This window comes from Delftia sp. NA_296.1 (assembly GCF_052692095.1).
Genome location: NZ_JBQZGF010000004.1, coordinates 180,102 through 198,056 on the forward strand (window position 1 = coordinate 180,102; position 17,955 = coordinate 198,056).

The 17,955-nt window shown below is 64.7% G+C and carries 13 protein-coding genes; 4 read left to right on the forward strand and 9 right to left on the reverse strand.

All coding sequences use genetic code 11. The features are described from left to right. On the reverse strand, window positions 1–2,454 hold the full coding sequence (gene ppk1 / locus ACUTR7_RS11820; RefSeq protein WP_353179039.1) for a polyphosphate kinase 1: 2,454 nt from the start codon (window positions 2,452–2,454) through the stop codon (window positions 1–3). Between the two features lie 212 nt (window positions 2,455–2,666). On the opposite strand from ppk1, the gene ACUTR7_RS11825 reads away from it, so the two are divergent. Both ACUTR7_RS11825 and ACUTR7_RS11830 read left to right on the forward strand, forming a co-directional pair. Beyond that, a complete protein-coding gene (locus ACUTR7_RS11825; RefSeq protein ID WP_445608908.1) occupies window positions 2,667–3,647 on the forward strand; it encodes a Ppx/GppA phosphatase family protein in 981 nt (326 codons plus the stop codon). A gap of 119 nt (window positions 3,648–3,766) precedes the next feature. Then, entirely contained in the window at window positions 3,767–5,620 is a 1,854-nt protein-coding gene (locus ACUTR7_RS11830) for an EAL domain-containing protein (protein ID WP_034396146.1), read from the forward strand. Window positions 5,621–5,728: 108 nt separating this feature from the next. On the opposite strand, the gene glmM is transcribed toward ACUTR7_RS11830, so the two are convergent. The 4 genes from glmM to ACUTR7_RS11850 all read right to left on the reverse strand — a co-directional run bounded on the left by glmM (window position 5,729) and on the right by ACUTR7_RS11850 (window position 10,814). Then, the gene (glmM, locus tag ACUTR7_RS11835; RefSeq protein WP_034396150.1) at window positions 5,729–7,072 is read right to left on the reverse strand and encodes a phosphoglucosamine mutase; all 1,344 of its coding nucleotides are present in this window, start codon (window positions 7,070–7,072) and stop codon (window positions 5,729–5,731) included. A 16-nt stretch (window positions 7,073–7,088) separates the two neighbouring features. After that, complete coding sequence (gene folP, locus ACUTR7_RS11840) at window positions 7,089–7,925, reverse strand: dihydropteroate synthase (RefSeq protein WP_099750750.1); 837 nt, start codon at window positions 7,923–7,925, stop codon at window positions 7,089–7,091. A 142-nt stretch (window positions 7,926–8,067) separates the two neighbouring features. Beyond that, entirely contained in the window at window positions 8,068–9,990 is a 1,923-nt protein-coding gene (ftsH, locus tag ACUTR7_RS11845) for an ATP-dependent zinc metalloprotease FtsH (RefSeq protein ID WP_016447469.1), read from the reverse strand. Between the two features lie 170 nt (window positions 9,991–10,160). After that, on the reverse strand, window positions 10,161–10,814 hold the full coding sequence (locus tag ACUTR7_RS11850; protein WP_043819011.1) for an RlmE family RNA methyltransferase: 654 nt from the start codon (window positions 10,812–10,814) through the stop codon (window positions 10,161–10,163). A gap of 31 nt (window positions 10,815–10,845) precedes the next feature. Between ACUTR7_RS11850 and ACUTR7_RS11855 the strand changes: the two genes are divergently transcribed. Both ACUTR7_RS11855 and ACUTR7_RS11860 read left to right on the forward strand, forming a co-directional pair. After that, a complete protein-coding gene (locus tag ACUTR7_RS11855; RefSeq protein ID WP_013801462.1) occupies window positions 10,846–11,319 on the forward strand; it encodes a YhbY family RNA-binding protein in 474 nt (157 codons plus the stop codon). Between the two features lie 13 nt (window positions 11,320–11,332). Beyond that, entirely contained in the window at window positions 11,333–12,127 is a 795-nt protein-coding gene (locus ACUTR7_RS11860; protein ID WP_013801461.1) for a hypothetical protein, read from the forward strand. Between the two features lie 77 nt (window positions 12,128–12,204). Here ACUTR7_RS11860 and ACUTR7_RS11865 read toward each other — a convergent pair whose 3' ends face one another. The 4 genes from ACUTR7_RS11865 to carA all read right to left on the reverse strand — a co-directional run bounded on the left by ACUTR7_RS11865 (window position 12,205) and on the right by carA (window position 17,840). Next, window positions 12,205–12,651 (reverse strand): DUF4149 domain-containing protein, encoded by a 447-nt coding sequence (locus ACUTR7_RS11865; RefSeq protein WP_088164106.1) that lies wholly within the window; start codon window positions 12,649–12,651, stop codon window positions 12,205–12,207. 44 nt (window positions 12,652–12,695) lie between these two features. After that, a complete protein-coding gene (greA, locus tag ACUTR7_RS11870; protein ID WP_012206729.1) occupies window positions 12,696–13,172 on the reverse strand; it encodes a transcription elongation factor GreA in 477 nt (158 codons plus the stop codon). A gap of 254 nt (window positions 13,173–13,426) precedes the next feature. Beyond that, the gene (carB, locus tag ACUTR7_RS11875) at window positions 13,427–16,675 is read right to left on the reverse strand and encodes a carbamoyl-phosphate synthase large subunit (RefSeq protein WP_034396158.1); all 3,249 of its coding nucleotides are present in this window, start codon (window positions 16,673–16,675) and stop codon (window positions 13,427–13,429) included. Further along, window positions 16,668–17,840, reverse strand: a complete 1,173-nt coding sequence (carA, locus tag ACUTR7_RS11880) for a glutamine-hydrolyzing carbamoyl-phosphate synthase small subunit (protein ID WP_016447475.1) — start codon at window positions 17,838–17,840, stop codon at window positions 16,668–16,670. Before carA ends, carB begins: the two co-directional genes overlap by 8 nt. Window positions 17,841–17,955 lie beyond the last annotated feature (115 nt).

The window sequence follows — 17,955 nt, forward strand, 5'->3', positions numbered from 1 at the left end:
TCAGACCTGGGGCCCGTAGCGCTCCATCAAGGCGCGCTGCGCACCCAGGCCCGTGGTCGGATAGGGTGCACGCTGGTAGGCACCATTGGCCTCCAGGGTCCAGGCATCGCGGTTGTCATACAGGCCAGCGACCAGGCATTCGTCTATCACCTGCTGGCGCAGCACGGGGTCGCGCACGGGCCAGGCCAGTTCCACCCGGCGCATCATGTTGCGGTTCATCCAGTCGGCGCTGGACAGCAGCAGCTCCTGCTGCTTGCCCCAGGCAAAGTAGAAGACGCGCGAGTGCTCCAGGAAACGGCCGATGATGGAGCGCACGCGGATGTTGTCGGTCCAGCCCTTGCGCTGCGGCGGCAGCATGCAGGCACTGCGCACGATGAGATCGATGCGCGCGCCCTGCTGGCCGGCACGCACCAGGGCCTGCATGAGCAGTTCGTCGGTCAGCGCATTCATCTTGAGCACGATGCGCGCCTCTTCGCCGCGCTGCGCCGCCTCGCCCACCTGGTTGATCAGCGCCAGCATGCGGTCGTGCAGCTGGAACGGCGCAATCACCAGCTGGTGCAGCTTGGGCAGGCGGTTGTGGCTGGACAGGTGGCTGAATACGGCATCCATATCAGCCGTGATCTGCGCATCGCAGGTCAGCTGGCTGATGTCCGTGTACAGGCGCGCCGTGCGCACGTTGTAATTGCCGGTGGACAGGTGTCCATAGCGCTTGAGCTGTCCGCTGCGCTTTTCGCGGCGCGTGATCAGCAGCATCTTGGCGTGCGTCTTCAGGCCCAGCACGCCGTAGACCACCTGGGCGCCCAGGGCCTCCAGCTTCTCGGCGGAGTTGATGTTGGCCTCTTCGTCAAAGCGGGCCTTGAGCTCCAGCACGGCCAGCACCTCCTTGCCGCGGCGCACGGCCTCGGCCAGCAACTGCATGATTTCGGAGTCGGACCCGGTTCGGTAGATGGTCTGCTTGATGGCCAGCACCTCGGGGTCGTTGACGGCCTCGCGCAGCAGCTCCAGCACGCCGTCGAAGCTCTCGAAAGGCTGGTGGATCAGCACATCACGCTTGCGGATCTGGGCCATCACCGAGCGGCCCGGCTGCAGCTGGCGCGGCCATGCCGGCCGCCACGGCGGGAACAGCAGCGCGGGGTCATCGACCAGATCGACCAGCTGCGACTGGCGCACCAGGTTCACGGGCCCCTTGACGCGGAACAGTGCCTCGGTCGGCAGGCCGAACTGGCCCAGCAGCAGGTCGGACAACATGGGCGAGCAGGCAAAGGACACCTCCAGCCGCACGGCCTGGCCGTAGTGGCGGTGGTGCAGACCCTGGCGCAGCGCCATGCGCAGGTCGCTGACATCGTCCTCATCCACCGCCAGGTCCGAATGACGGGTGACACGGAATTGCGCGAACTCCGCCACCTCACGCCCCGGGAACAGCTCGACCAGATGGGCGCGCACGATGCTGGAGATGCTCACGAACAGGCGCTGCTTGCCCGCGATCTTCTCCGGCAGGCGCACCAGGCGAGGCAAGGCACGCGGGACCTTGACGATGGCCACCTCGTTGGCGCGGCCAAAGGCATCGACACCCTTGAGGCGCACGATGAAGTTCAACGCCTTGTTGGCCACCTGGGGAAATGGATGGGATGGGTCCAGGCCCACGGGCATGAGCAGGGGCTGGACTTCGCGCAGAAAGTATTCGCGCACCCATTTGCGCTGGGCGCTGCTGCGCTCGCCATGGGAGACCACGCGTATGCCCTGCCCCGCAAAGGCAGGAATCAGCGATTGGTTGTACAGCGTGTACTGGCGCAATACCAGCTCATGCGCCTTGTCCATCAGCGAGCGAAAGCTCTGCAGCGTATACAGGCCCTTGGCGTCGCCGGCCTTGGCCGCCGTCACATGGGGGGCGCAGCGCACCTCGAACCATTCATCGAGATTGGAAGAGACGATGCACAGGTAGCGCAGCCGCTCCAGCAGCGGCACATCCTCGCGCACAGCCCAGTCCAGCACGCGTTCGTTGAACGCCAGGATGCAATGGTCGCGGTCCAGAAACTGTTGTTGCTGCTGCTGTTGCTGTTGCACTTCACCGCTTTCGGCTGTGGCGTACAGGCCAGTGTATGCCGCGGCGACCAGCCCCGCAGCAGAGACCGGGGCAGACGCTGGCATCGCCTGGCCCTGCAATTCCAGCAGGGCGGTGGAAAGGCTTTTGGCCAGGGGCATCATCGGGACATTCAAGGGTGCAGAGACGGGTATGGGCGCTGTCTCGCGGGCCATGCCCAGCGAGGCCGGCCCTGCGGGCATGGTGCGCAGCCCCTGTTCATGTTCTGGTTCGGCAGGCGCGGCAGAGGCGCTGGCGGGAATCGGCGTGAATGTCTGGGGCATGGATGCAGGGGCCCGGCCTGTGCAGGACCCGGTAGTCACCCCGTGGACCGGGGATTCGGGCAGTCTGCCCCGGGTTTGTGACATGTTCATGACATAAATCCCGCCCACGCATGACACCTGTCATACAAGCGACTTCCGGCAAGGAATGGCTGCGCTGTCGCTGTCATGCAAAGGTCATGACCAGGTCACGCAGCCACGAGGGCCACGCTGTATCGCCAGGGTGCTAAGCTCACTGCCATCCCCCTGGATGGCGTTGGCTGCTGCAAACCTGCCGCAGCCGTGTCGTCGTCCGCCTTTCGCGCATGCCCTCTTCCAATCCCCCCGAAAGCCGCCTGGCCGCCATCGACATTGGCTCCAACAGCTGCCTGCTGGCCATGGCCCGCAGCGACGGCGCAAAGGTACAGCTGTTCAGCCACCGCAAGGAAGCCATACGCCTGGGCAGCGCCCTGGACGAACAGGGAGCCCTGAGCCTGGAGGCCATGCAGCGTGGCTGGGCCTGCCTGGAGCGCTATGCGCAGGTGCTGGGCGACCTGCCCCGCCACCGCGTTCGTGCCGTGGCCACGCAGACGCTGAGAGAGGCATCGAACCGCCAGGTCTTCCTGGACGAGGGCCAGCGCATCCTGGGCTGCGCCATCGAAGTCATCGACGGCGAGGAAGAAGCACGCCTGATCTATCGCGGCGTCGCCCAGTTGCTGCCGCCCGGCCCCCAGCGGCGGCTGGTGGTGGACATCGGTGGCCGATCGACCGAGCTGTGCCTTGGCCAGCAGCGGCAGGTGCTGCAGGCACGCTCCTTCGCTTTCGGCAGCGTGACCTGGGCATTGCGCCACTTTCCCGATGGAGAGCTGTCGGCCCAGGCACTGTCCCAGGCCGAAGCGGCGGTGGCCGACATCATTGCGCCCGAAGCCGCGCGGTTTGCCGCCGGGCAGTGGAGCCATGCCTATGGGTCCTCCGGCACGGCCGGTGCCATCGTCAAGGTGCTGGCCCATGCACCCGATGGTACGGCCGGCTGGATCACGCGGCAGGGACTGGACTGGCTGCAGGCGCAGTTGCTGCGTGCAGGGCATGTCAGCCGCGTGAACATGGACGGGCTCAAGGAAGAACTGCGCCCCATGATCGGCGGCGGCATGAGCGTGATGCGGGCGATCTTCTCCAGCCTGGGCATCGAGCGCATGCGCGTGACGCATGGCGCCCTGCGGCATGGCGTGCTGTATGAGCTGGCCGATCGGCTGGATGCCGAAGCCTCCGGAAAACGCAGGCGCAGGCAAGTTGCACCCGGCCCGTGACGGCCCATGATGGCCCAGGCCCTGCTTGCGTCAGGGAAGGCCGATAGAGTGTTTTTCGCACAAGTGCTACACTTTGTAAGCTTCCCACCCTCCCTCCATTACCGCCCCACCGCTTCGCCATGTCCGCGCCGACGATTGCGTACGACCCTGTACTCGAACGTCCGTCTTCGATGATGGCGGCGTCCCTGCAACGCAGCCTGCGCGAGCAGCAGGCCCTGCTCGACAATGCCGGCGTCGGCATCGTCTTCATTCGCCAACGCGTCATCGTCCGCTGCAACCAGTGCTACGCAGACATCTTCGGCTACGCGGGCGAGCATGCGCTGGTGGGCATCAACAGCGAACATCTGCATCCCAGCCGCGATGAGCTGCGCAGCCTGGGACGCGAGGCCTACCGCACGCTGAGCGCCGGCCTGTCCTTTCGCACGCAGCGCCGCCTGCGCCGCAAGGACGGCAGCCTGTTCTGGGGAGAGCTCACGGGGCGGCTCATCAATCCGGGCGATGCGCGCGAGGGATCAATCTGGATCGTGAGCGATATCGACGACCGCCTGCGTGCCCAGCAGGCCCTGAGCCAGGCCCACGAGCTGCTGGAGCAGCAGGTGCGCGACCGCACACGCGAACTCAGCGCCACGGTGGAGAACCTGCACCGGGAGATTGCCGACCGCAAGCTGGACCAGGAACGCATCTACTGGATGGCGCACTACGACGCGCTCACCGGCCTGCCCAACCGCACGCTGCTGGCCGAGCGCAGTGCCCGCGCCATCGAGCTGGCCAAGGCCAACGACACGCCGCTGGCCGTGATGTTCCTGGACCTGGACCACTTCAAGCATGTCAATGATTCGCTGGGCCACCGCGTGGGCGATGCCTTGCTGGTGGAGATTGCCCGACGCCTGCGTGCCGTCGTGCGCGACCGCGATACGGTGGCCCGCATCGGCGGTGACGAATTCGTGCTGCTGCTGCCCGGCGCCAATGCCCAGGGTGCGGCCCGCGTGGCCGGCAAGCTGCAGGAGGCGTCGCGCCAGGCCTACCAGATCGACCGCCATGAGCTGACCATTGCGCCGTCCATGGGCATTGCGCTGTACCCGCGCGACGGCCACGACATCGACTCGCTGACCCAGGCCGCCGATGCGGCCATGTACCACGCCAAGCAGGCCGGCCGCAACACCTACCGCTTCTTCACGCCGCAGATGCAGGCCCAGTCCCTGCGCGCCCTGCAACTGGAGAACGCGCTGCGCCGGGCGCTGGAGCGCAATCAGCTGTATCTGCACTATCAGCCGCAGATCACGCTGAGCACGGGCCGCGTGCGCAGCGTGGAGGCGCTGCTGCGCTGGGAGCACCCGGAACTGGGCTCAGTCTCACCGGCCGAGTTCATTCCCGTGGCCGAGGACAGCGGCCAGATCCTGCAGATCGGCGAATGGGTGCTGCGCAGCGCCATGCAGCAGTTGCAGGTCTGGCGCAATGCAGGCCTGTGCGACCTGAAGGTGGCCGTGAATCTTTCGGCCATCCAGTTCCATCAGCAGCAACTGCCCGAGATCATCAACCGCATCCTGCTCGACAGCGACCTGCCGGCCGATTCGCTGGAGCTGGAGCTGACCGAGGGCGTTGCCATCCATGATCCGCGCCAGGCGACAGCCACCATGGACCGGCTGCGCGAGCACGGCGTGCGCCTGGCCATGGATGACTTCGGCACCGGCTATTCATCCCTGAGCCAGCTCAAGCGCTTTCAGATCTACAAGCTCAAGATCGACCAGTCCTTCATCCAGGACCTGGACCACGACAGCAACGACCGCGCCATTGTCAGCGCCATCATCCGCATGGCCCAGGCCCTGGGCATGCAGACCACGGCCGAGGGCGTGGAGACCGAGGCACAGCTGGAGTTCCTGCGCGAGCAAGGCTGCGATGAGGCCCAGGGCTACCATTTCAGCCGCCCGCTGGCACCAGAAGCGCTGGAGTCCTTCTTGCGCAGCCAGGGCTGACCGGGCCGCATCACCGCGCGCATCGCATCACCTCGCGCACCGGAATCCAGACGAAAAAAAGCCGAGGCATGAAGCCTCGGCCTTCCATGCGCAGGAGCGTGCAACCGCTCAGGCAACCGGCGAATTCTTGGCCACGCTGGCCAGGCGCTCGGCACAGCGGCTGGCCTGATCGCCATCGCGCGCCTCCACCATCACGCGCAGCAAAGGCTCGGTGCCGCTGGCGCGAATGAGCACGCGCCCCGTATCTCCCAGCTCGGCCTTGACGGCCTCGGTAGCCTCTTCCAATTGGGTGTTGCGCTTCCAGTCCTGGCCCGGCTGCAGCCGCACGTTGAGCAGCACCTGGGGAAACAGCTGCACGGACGACAACCACTGCGACAGGCTCTTGCCCGAGCGCACGCAGGCCTGCAGCACCTGCAGTGCGCTGACCAGGCCGTCGCCCGTGGTGTGCTTGTCCAGCGCCAGCAAATGGCCCGAGCCCTCACCGCCCAGGGTCCAGCCCTGGCGGTGCAACTCTTCCAGCACATAGCGGTCGCCCACCTTGGCACGCACAAAGCCCACGCCCTGGGACTTCAGCGCCACCTCCACGGCCATATTGGTCATCAGCGTGCCCACGGCGCCCGGCACGGCCTCGCCGCGCGCCAACCGGTCGGCCGCCATCAGATACAGCAGCTCGTCGCCGTTGTAGAGCCGCCCTGCCGCATCGACCAGCAGTAGCCGGTCGGCATCGCCATCCAGCGCCACGCCGAAATCGGCCTTGTTGGCGCGCACGGCCAGCACCAGAGCCTCGGGGTGCGTGGCACCCACGTCTTCGTTGATGTTCAGTCCATCGGGCGCACAGCCTATGGCCACCACATCGGCCCCCAGTTCATGGAAGACCTTGGGTGCGATCTGATAGGCCGCGCCATGGGCCGCATCGACAACGATCTTCACGCCCTTGAGCGTGAGTGCATGGTCAAAGGTGCTCTTGCAGAACTCGATGTAGCGCCCTGCCGCGTCTTCAAGGCGCCGGGCCTTTCCCAGAGCGGCAGAGTCGGCCCACACGGGATCTTCGGTCAAGGCCTGCTCGACCTCTTCCTCCCAGGCATCGGGCAGCTTGGTGCCCTGGGCGCTGAAGAACTTGATGCCGTTGTCGTAGTAAGGGTTGTGGCTGGCGCTGATGACCACGCCCAGGCTGGCGCGCTGGGCGCGCGTCAGGTAGGCCACGCCCGGGGTGGGCAGGGGACCGAGCAGCATCACGTCCACGCCGGCCGAGTTGAAGCCGGACTCCAGGGCACTTTCCAGCATGTAGCCCGAGATCCGGGTGTCCTTGCCGATCAGCACCATCGGGCGGGCTTCCTTGCGCCGCAGCACACGGCCCACGGCGTGCGCCAGACGCAGTGCGAAGTCGGGGGTGATGGGCGAGCGGCCCACCAGACCGCGAATTCCATCGGTACCAAAATATGTGCGTGCCATAGTGCTCCTTTGTTGTTCAGTTGTTGTCGTGCATGGTCTGCCAGACCGTCAATGCCGCCACCGTATCGGCCACGTCGTGCACGCGCACCACGCGCGCACCCCGCTCCACTGCCAGCAGCGCCGCCGCCACACTGGGCACCATGCGCTGGCCCTGCGCAAGGCCACTGACCTGCCCGAGCGAGCCCTTGCGCGACCAGCCCGCCAGCAGCGGGAAGTCTAGGCCCAGCAATTCCTGCTGGCGCGCAAGCAGCGAAAAATTCTGTGCCACGCTTTTGCCGAAGCCGATGCCGTAGTCCCAGACAATGCGCTCGCGCGCCACGCCCCGGGCCAGCAGGGCATCGCTGTGCAACTGCAGGAAATCGCGCACGGCGGGCACGGCATCGCCTTGCATGGGCATGGTCTGCATGTCCTGCGGCGTGCCATGCATGTGCATGAGACAGATGCCGCATCGCGGGTGCGCAGCTACCACCTGCTGCGCGCCCGGCTGGCGCAGCGCCCAGATGTCGTTGACGATGTCAGCCCCCAGATCCAGCACGGCCTGCATGACCTCGGGCTTGTAGGTATCGACGGAGACAGGCACGCCCAGTTGCACCGCGCCCTGCACCACGGGCAGCACGCGCCGCAATTCCTCGTCCAGCGGCACGGCCGGTGATCCGGGCCTGGTGGACTCGCCGCCGATGTCGAGGATGTGCGCGCCTTCACCGACCAGCTGCTCTGCATGCCGCAAGGCCTGCTCCACCGTGTTGTGCCGCCCGCCGTCGGAAAACGAGTCGGGCGTCACATTGACGATGCCCATGACCAGTGGACGCTGAAGGTCTAGAACAAAGCGCGAAGTCTGCCATTGATGCGGCATGGGATTTCCTGAAGGTAGGCGCTTGCCGGACCGGGCCCCTCGCTCGGCCACCGCTGTGGGCGATTGAACACATCCTGCAAGCAAAGCAAAAGGGCCCCTCGGGGCCCTTTGCATGGGATTGGCAGATTCTGCGGCAAGCAGATCAGGCCGTGGTGGGCGCAGGGTCGGCATCCACTGCCGGCGTGCCGCCGGACGAGTTGCCACCGTCGGAAGACGGCGGGTTGCGCGGCACCCAGTCCTTGGGAGGACGCGGCTCGCGGCCGGCCATGATGTCATCGAGTTGCTCGGCGTCGATGGTTTCCCAGTCGAGCATGGCCTTGGCCATGGCATGCATCTTGTCGGAGTTGTCCTCGATCAGCTTGCGCGCCAGTCCGTACTGCTCGTCGATGATGCGGCGAACCTCCTGGTCCACCTTCTGCATCGTCTGCTCGCTCATGCTGTTGGTCTTGCTCATCGAGCGACCCAGGAAAGGCTCGCCTTCCTGCTCCGCATAGACCATGGGACCCAGCGCGTCAGTCATGCCATAGCGCGTGACCATGTCGCGTGCGATCTGCGTGGCCCGCTCGAAGTCGTTGCTCGCGCCCGTGGTCATCTGGTTCATGAACACTTCTTCGGCAATGCGTCCACCGAACAGCATGGCGATCTGATTGAGCATGAACTCCTTGTCGTAGGAGTAGCGGTCCTTCTCGGGCAGGCTCATCGTCACGCCCAGCGCACGGCCGCGCGGGATGATGGTGACCTTGTGCACGGGATCGCACTTGGGCAGCAGCTTGCCGATCAGCGCGTGGCCCGCCTCGTGGTAGGCCGTGTTGCGGCGCTCTTCCTCGGGCATGACCATGCTCTTGCGCTCGGGGCCCATGATGATCTTGTCCTTGGCCTTCTCGAAATCCTGCATCTCGACGGTACGCGCATTGCGGCGCGCGGCCATCAGGGCTGCTTCGTTGCAGAGGTTGGCCAGATCGGCACCCGACATGCCGGGCGTGCCGCGGGCGATCACGCCCGGATTCACGTCCTGGCCGACAGGAATCTTGCGCATGTGCACATTGAGGATCTGCTCGCGGCCGCGGATATCGGGCAGCGTCACATACACCTGGCGGTCGAAACGGCCGGGACGCAGCAGCGCCGCATCCAGGATGTCGGGACGGTTGGTCGCAGCCACGACGATCACGCCGAGGTTGGTCTCGAAGCCGTCCATCTCGACCAGCATCTGGTTCAGGGTCTGTTCACGCTCATCGTTGCCACCGCCCAGGCCTGCGCCGCGCTGGCGGCCCACGGCGTCGATTTCATCGATGAAGATGATGCAGGGTGCATTCTTCTTGGCGTTCTCGAACATGTCGCGCACACGGGCAGCGCCCACGCCAACGAACATTTCCACGAAGTCGGAGCCCGAGATGCTGAAGAACGGAACCTTGGCTTCACCAGCGATGGACTTGGCCAGCAGCGTCTTGCCGGTACCCGGAGGCCCGACCAGCAGCAGGCCACGCGGAATGCGGCCGCCGAGCTTCTGGAACTTGTTGGGGTCCTTGAGGAAGTCCACGACTTCCTTGACCTCTTCCTTGGCTTCGTCGCAGCCTGCAACGTCGGCAAAGGTCACGGTGTTGTTGTTCTCGTCCAGCATGCGGGCCTTGCTCTTGCCGAAGCTGAAGGCACCGCCCTTGCCGCCGCCCTGCATCTGGCGCATGAAGTACACCCACACGCCGATCAACAGCAGCATGGGGCCCCAGCTGACGAGCAGGGTCATGAGGACCGAGCCTTCTTCGCGGGGCTTGACGTCGAACTTGACGTTGTTGTTGATCAGATCGCCCACGAGCCCACGATCCAGGTAGGTGGCCGTGGTACGCACCTTGCGATCATCGTTGGTCGTGGCCACGATCTCGGTGCCGCCGGGGCTTTCCTGGATGGTGGCGCTCTTGATGCGGTTGCTTCGCACCTCTTCCAGGAACTCGGAGTAACCGACATGGGACGCGCCAGCGCCGCCGCGGGTGTCAAATTGTTTGAACACCGTAAACAGCACCATGGCGATGACCAGCCAGACGGCAATTTTTGAAAACCACTGATTGTTCAAGCGGGGCTCCAATGGGGATACAGATAAAACGACTTCCAGCGTGCTCGAAGCGTATTTGCGGTCCATTTTAGGTGTTTCAAGCTGGCTGGTCGCCTATATCCCTCTATAGCAGCCATAGCTTGAATGCGGTCTTGACCCGCGTCAGGGCCGCGCCGGGCGGCTGTGCAGGGCTACTTGAGCCCCATGCCCACCAGAAACGTCTCCGAAGACTTGTCGCGCGAGGACTTGGGCTTGATCGGCTTGACCACCTTGAAGGTCTGCCGGAACAGCGCTACAAGGTCGTCGTAGGCCCCGCCGTGAAAGAGCTTCACGACCAAGGCCCCTTCAGGTTTCATATGGTGGATGGAGAAATCAACCGCCAGCTCCACCAGCAGCGCAATGCGCGCCGCATCCGTCGTACCGTTGCCCGACAGGTTGGGAGCCATGTCGGAGACCACCACATCGGCCTTGCCGCCGCCCAGCGCTTCCTGCAGCTGCGCCAGCACCGGCTCCTCGCGGAAATCGCCCAGAATGAACTGCACGCCCTCGATGGGCTCCATGGGCAGCAGATCCAGCGAGATGATCCGGCCATTGAGCGCTCCCACCGCCGCACCTTCTGGCGACAGGCAGCGGCGCACATACTGGCTCCACGCCCCGGGCGTAGAGCCCAGGTCCACCACCGTGGCACCCGGCCGGATGAGCTTGAGCTGCTCGTCTATCTCCTTGAGTTTGTAGGCCGCGCGAGCGCGGTAGCCGTCCTTCTGGGCGGCTTTGACGTAAGGATCGTTGACGTGGCTGTTGAGCCAAGCCTTGTTGACCTTCTTGCTTTTTGTTTGGACTTTCATGCTGGATTCTTTCAGCCTCGATAATACGGCCATGCCCCAAATTCAATTGACTCCCGCCGAGCGCCGGGAACACCGCGCCAACGCACACCACCTGGACCCCGTGGTCCTCATCGGAGGTGACGGCCTGACGGCTGCCGTGCAAAAGGAGGTCAACGCCGGCCTTAACGCACATGGCCTGATCAAGGTCCGTGTCTTCAACGACGACCGCGCCGCACGCGAGCAGATGTATCTGCAGCTGTGCGACGAACTTGGCGCTGCACCCATTCAACACATCGGCAAGCTGCTGGTGCTCTGGCGCCCCATGCCAGAAAAGGAAAAAGCCGTCGACGAGAACCGCATGCCCGGTCCTCGCGATGTCAAGCTGCTCAAGTTCAGCAAGCGCTCCGGCCAAAAGCCCGAGGTCAAGCAGATCCGCGTGCTGGGCAACCAGCGCCTGACGGCAGGCGGCCAGGTCAAGCGCGCCAAGCCCAAGCAAAAGTCGGTCAAGAAGCGCCAGGCAGACTGAGTCCGCCGCATCCATGACCGTAGCATCCCATGCCGCCAGCGTGGCCCAGGCCGCGCAACCGCCCTCCGCCTCCCCCTCTGCGCAGCAGCGCTTCGTGATCTGCATGAAGTGGGGCAAGAAGTACGGTCCGGAGTATGTCAACAGGCTCTACGCCATGGTGCGTCGGCATCTGAAGGGCGATTTTCGCCTTGTCTGCCTGACCGATGACGGCGTGGGGATTCGTGACGAAGTCGAATGCCTGCCCATTCCGCCGCTGAACCTGCCCGCCGGCATTCCCGAGCGCGGCTGGAACAAGCTGGCCACCTTCAGTGCCGACCTGCATGGCCTGCGCGGCACGGCGCTGTTTCTTGACGTGGACGTGGTCATCACCGGGCCGCTGGACGATTTTTTCACCGAGCCCGGCGAATTCCTGATCATCCACGACTACAAGCGTCCCTGGCGCATCACGGGCAATTCCTCGGTGTACCGCTTCGAGCTGGGTGCCCACCCCGAGGTACTGGACTACTTCCGCACGCATTTCGAAGAGATCCGCAGCAGCTTCCGCAACGAACAGGCCTACCTGTCCGACATGCTGCACAAGCAGGGCAAGCTCAAGTACTGGCCACAGGCCTGGTGCCCCAGCTTCAAGTACCACTGCATTCCCGCATGGCCGACGAACTACTGGAAGCCACCCTTCGTGCCGGATGGTGCACGCGTGGTGATCTTCCACGGAGAATGCAATCCGCCCGACGCGTTGGCCGGCCGGCGCAATCGGCGCTTTCGCTATATCCGGCCTGCTACCTGGGTGGCCGAGCACTGGCACGAGTGAGCAGCTCGGCCCACAAAAAAACGCCCGCGCTTGCGGGCGTTTTCGTTTGGCATGGCACCGAACCGGCAGGACCGGGATCAGGCCGTGGCCTCGGCTTTCGCTTGAGACGGAGGACTGCCTATGCGCCACAGCACGACGAGCGCGCATAGCCACTGCAGCGCATACATCACCGTGCCCACGCTGTGCCACAGCTTGAGGTTGTCGCGTGCAACGATGCGCGGCGACACGCCGTACTGGACGACAAACGCCAGCAGCATGCCTGCGATCACAAAGCCCAGACAGGCCTTGGCCCAGGGCTGCAGGACCGGCTCCTTGTTGCGCCGGGACAGGACCAGCAGCAGGGCCGCGCAGGCGATGGACACCCAGGTCTGCGCGGCAAACAGCTTGGCTGCCATGAAGCCCGCGACAGCCGGCGTGGGCAATTGGGCGAACAGCATGGGCACGGCCATGAAGCCGATGGCCGACAGGCTGCCCCACCACAGGGCAGCAGCCAGCAGGGGAATGCGTTCGTACAGGTTGCTCATGGGCTTAGGCCTTCCTCAATGATCGAGGCACAGGCGCTGACGCATCAGAGGTAGCGCACCGACACCACTTCATAGCGGCGCTCGCCGCCCGGTGCCTGCACGACGGCGGTATCGCCCTCTTCCTTGCCGATCAGCGCGCGCGCGATGGGGCTGGAGACGTTGATCAGGCCCAGCTTGAGGTCGGCCTCGTCCTCGCCGACGATCTGGTACTTGACCGTGTCGCCGCTGTCTTCATCCTCGAGCTCCACCGTTGCACCGAAGACCACGCGGCCACCGGCATCCACGGAAGAGGGATCGATGATCTGGGCAGCCGACAGCTTGCTCTCGACCTCGGCAATGCGGCCTTCGATGAAGCCCTGGCGGTCCTTGGCGGCCTCGTATTCGGCGTTTTCGCTCAGGTCGCCCTGCGCACGTGCCTCGGCGATGGCCTGGATGATGGAGGGACGCTCCACGGTTTTCAGGCGGTGCAGTTCGTCCTTGAGCTTCTCGGCTCCGCGCTTGGTGATGGGAATGGTGGCCATTGAAAAGTCTCCATGTTCAGCGAACGCCGCGCGCTGCGCGGTTTCTTTGGTACAGGCGGGCCGGCGACTTTGCGGCTGGACCTGCACCCCAAAAGCAAACCGCCGCACGTTGCCGCGCGGCGGTTTCATCGAATGATTCGTTCCATTATGCCGTGTTTACCCACCCGAAATGGTGGGATAACCCGGCGGCACTGTCGGACAGTGCCGCTCGCTGCGCGCCATCAAAAAACAGGCGCAGCGGCAATGGAAGGATCTCAGGCAGCCTGCAGTTGGGCGTGCAATTCCTGGACCGAGTGCACGTCCATGTTGCCCATGGACTTCATGCCTTCGACGGCAGCTTCTGCACCGAAGATGGTCGTGAAGGTGGTCACTCGCGCCAGCAGGGCGCTGGTACGGATGGCACGCGAGTCGGCGATGGCGTTGCGGCGCTCCTCCACCGTGTTGATGACCATGGCGATCTCGCCGTTCTTGATCATGTCCACGATGTGGGGGCGGCCCTCGGTCACCTTGTTGACGAGCTGCACCTCGATGCCGGCCTCGGAGATGGCCGCTGCCGTACCGCGCGTGGCGCACAGCACAAAGCCCATCGCAGCCAGTTCCTTGGCCACGGCCACGGCACGCGGCTTGTCGGCGTTCTTCACGGTCAGGAAGACCTTGCCCTGGGTCGGCAGCGTGACGCCGGCGCCCAGTTGGCTCTTGACGAAGGCTTCGCCAAAGGTCTTGCCCACGCCCATGACTTCGCCGGTGGACTTCATCTCGGGGCCGAGAATGGTGTCCACGCCAGGGAACTTCACGAACGGGAAGACGGCTTCCTTGACGCTGAAGTACGGCGGCGTGACTTCCTTGGTGATGCCCTGCTGGGCCAGCGTGTCGCCGGCCATGCAGCGCGCAGCCACCTTGGCCAGCTGGATGCCGGTGGCCTTGGAGACGAAGGGCACGGTGCGCGAGGCGCGCGGGTTGACTTCCAGGACGTAGATCACGTCGCCGTCGGCCGTTTCCTTGATGGCGAACTGCACGTTCATCAGGCCGACTACGCTCAGCGCGTTGGCCATGGCGGCAGTCTGGCGCTTGATCTCGGCCACGGTCTCGGGCTTGAGGTAGTAAGGCGGCAGCGAGCAGGCGGAATCGCCCGAATGCACGCCAGCCTGCTCGATGTGCTCCATCACGCCGCCGATGAAGACGGCGCCTTCGCGGTCGCGCACGCAGTCCACATCGCACTCGATGGCGTTGGACAGGAAGTGGTCCAGCAGCACGGGCGAGTCGTTGCTGACCTTGACGGCTTCGCGCATGTAGCGCTCCAGGTCGCGCTGCTCGTGCACGATTTCCATGGCACGGCCACCCAGCACGTAGCTGGGACGCACGACCAGGGGGTAGCCCAGGCCGGCCGCCTTTTCCAGCGCTTCGGGCTCGGTACGGGCCGTGGCATTGGGCGGCTGGCGCAGGCCCAGCTCATGCAGCAGCTTCTGGAAGCGCTCGCGGTCTTCGGCCGCGTCGATCATGTCGGGCGTGGTGCCGATGATGGGCACGCCTTCCTTTTCAAGACCCAGCGCAAGCTTCAGGGGCGTCTGGCCGCCGTACTGCACGATGACGCCAACAGGCTTCTCGACAGCCACGACTTCGAGCACGTCTTCCAGCGTCAGCGGCTCGAAGTACAGGCGGTCCGACGTGTCGTAGTCGGTGGACACGGTCTCGGGGTTGCAGTTGACCATGATGGTTTCATAGCCGTCCTCGCGCATGGCGAGCGCAGCATGCACGCAGCAGTAGTCGAACTCGATGCCCTGGCCGATGCGGTTCGGGCCACCGCCCAGCACCATGATCTTTTTCTTGTTCGTCGGCTCGGCTTCGCACTCCTCGTCATAGGTGGAGTACATGTAGGCCGTGTCGGTGGCGAACTCGGCAGCGCAGGTGTCCACACGCTTGAACACGGGGCGCACGCCCAGTGCCTTGCGTGCCTCGCGCACGGCCTTTTCATTGCTGTGCAGCAGCTTGGCCAGGCGACGGTCGGAGAAGCCCTTTTGCTTGAGCGTGCGCAGCGTGGTGGCATCCAGTGCGGCCAGCGCGGCATCGCCCTTTTCCTCGTAGACCTGGTCCAGCTCGAGTTCGATCTTCACGATCTCTTCGATCTGCACGAGGAACCACTTGTCGATCTTGGTGATGTTGTGCACCTCGTCCAGCGTCCAGCCGGCAGCGAAGGCATCGCCCACATACCAAATGCGGTCCGGACCTGGCTCGCCGAGTTCCTTTTCGAGGATTTCGCGGTCCTGGGTCTTTTCGTTCATGCCGTCCACGCCGACTTCCAGGCCGCGCAGCGCCTTCTGGAAGGACTCCTGGAAGGTACGGCCAATGGCCATGACCTCGCCCACGGACTTCATCTGCGTGGTCAGGCGGTTGTCGGCAGCGGGGAACTTCTCGAACGCGAAACGCGGGATCTTGGTGACCACGTAGTCGATCGAGGGCTCGAACGACGCAGGCGTCTTGCCGCCCGTGATGTCGTTCTTGAGTTCGTCCAGCGTGTAGCCCACGGCCAGCTTGGCAGCGACCTTGGCGATGGGGAAGCCCGTGGCCTTGGAGGCCAGCGCCGAGGAACGCGACACGCGCGGGTTCATCTCGATGACGATCATGCGGCCGTCCTTCGGGTTCACCGAGAACTGCACGTTGGAGCCGCCCGTGTCCACACCGATCTCGCGCAGCACCGCCAGCGAGGCGTTGCGCATGATCTGGTATTCCTTGTCGGTCAGCGTCTGCGCGGGTGCCACGGTGATCGAGTCGCCGGTGTGCACGCCCATGGGGTCCAGGTTCTCGATGGAGCAGATGATGATGCAGTTGTCCGCCTTGTCGCGGACGACTTCCATCTCGTACTCCTTCCAGCCGAGCAGCGATTCCTCGATCAGCAGCTCATTGGTCGGGGACGCTTCCAGGCCGCGCTTGCAGATGGTCTCGAACTCTTCGGGGTTGTAGGCAATGCCGCCGCCCGTGCCGCCCAGCGTGAAGCTGGGGCGGATGACGGTGGGAAAGCCCATTTCCTTTTGCACGGCCCAGGCTTCGTCCATCGAATGGGCGATGCCCGAGCGTGCCGAACCCAGGCCGATGCGCGTCATCGCATCCTTGAACTTGAGGCGGTCCTCGGCCTTGTCGATGGCCTCGGGAGTTGCGCCGATCAGCTCGACCTTGTACTTGTGCAGCACGCCGTTGCGCCACAGGTCCAGCGCGCAGTTCAGCGCGGTCTGGCCGCCCATGGTCGGCAGGATGGCGTCGGGACGCTCCTTGGCGATGATCTTCTCAACCGTCTGCCAGGTGATGGGCTCGATGTAGGTGACGTCGGCCGTGGCCGGGTCGGTCATGATCGTGGCAGGGTTGCTGTTGATCAGGATGACCTTGTAGCCCTCTTCGCGCAACGCCTTGCAGGCCTGCACGCCGGAGTAGTCAAACTCGCAGGCCTGGCCGATGACGATGGGACCGGCGCCAATGATCAGAATGCTTTTGAGGTCGGTGCGCTTAGGCATTTTTGTGTTTCTCCATCAGCGCCGTGAAGCGGTCAAACAGGTAGGCGATATCGTGCGGGCCGGGCGAAGCCTCGGGGTGGCCCTGGAAGCAGAACGCAGGCTTGTCCTTGTGCTCAAGGCCTTGCAGCGTGCCGTCGAACAGGCTGATGTGCGTGGCGCGCAGCGTGTCGGGCAGGGACTCCATCTCCACGGCAAAACCGTGGTTCTGGCTGGTGATGCTGACCCGGCCGTTGTCCAGGTCCTTGACGGGGTGGTTGGCGCCGTGGTGGCTGTTGGCCATCTTGAAGGTCTTGGCGCCAGCGGCCAGGGCCATGATCTGGTGACCCAGGCAGATGCCGAAGACGGGCTTGCCGGACTCCACCAGCTCCTTGGTGGCGGCAATGGCGTAGTCGCAGGGCTCCGGGTCGCCAGGGCCGTTGGACAGGAAAACGCCGTCGGGGTTGAGTGCCAGCACATCCTTGGCGGGCGTCTTGGCGGGCACCACGGTCAGCTTACAGCCGCGCTCGGCCAGCATGCGCAGGATGTTGAACTTCACGCCGAAGTCATAGGCCACCACATGGAAACGCGGGGCCTGCTGCTGGCCGTAGCCTTCGCCCAGCTTCCACTCGGTTTCCGTCCATTCGTACTGCTGGGCTGCGCTCACCACCTGGGCCAGATCCAGGCCCTTCATGCTGGGAGCCGCCTTGGCTGCAGCCAGTGCCTCGTCGATGCGCGCCTGGGTCACTTCTTCGCCAGCGGCCAAACCGACGATGGCGCCGTTTTGTGCGCCCTTGTCGCGCAGCAGCCGTGTGAGCTTGCGCGTGTCGATGTTGGCAATCGCCACCGTGCCGCTGCGCGTGAGGTAGTCGGGCAGTGTCTCGGACTTGCGGAAGTTGCTGGCCAGCAGCGGAAGGTTCTTGATGATCAGGCCCGCCGCATGGACCTTGCCAGCCTCGACATCCTCTGCGTTGACGCCGTAGTTGCCGATGTGCGGATACGTGAGCGTCACGATCTGCTGGCAGTAGCTGGGGTCGGTGAGGATTTCCTGGTAGCCGGTGATTGCCGTGTTGAAAACGACTTCACCAACCGTGGTGCCTTGCGCACCGATCGAGTTGCCAACAAAGACCGTGCCGTCTGCGAGCGCCAGGATGGCGGATGGGAATGCTCCCTTGAGAGACAAAAGCACTGGGTTCTCCGGTTCTAATTACGGTTACGCCCAGCGTGCCGCACGGACGGATCCGGGCGGGTTATAGCTTGTCTGCAGGGGGTGGCGAGGAAGCGTCGCTAGGCGTAGTGTGGAA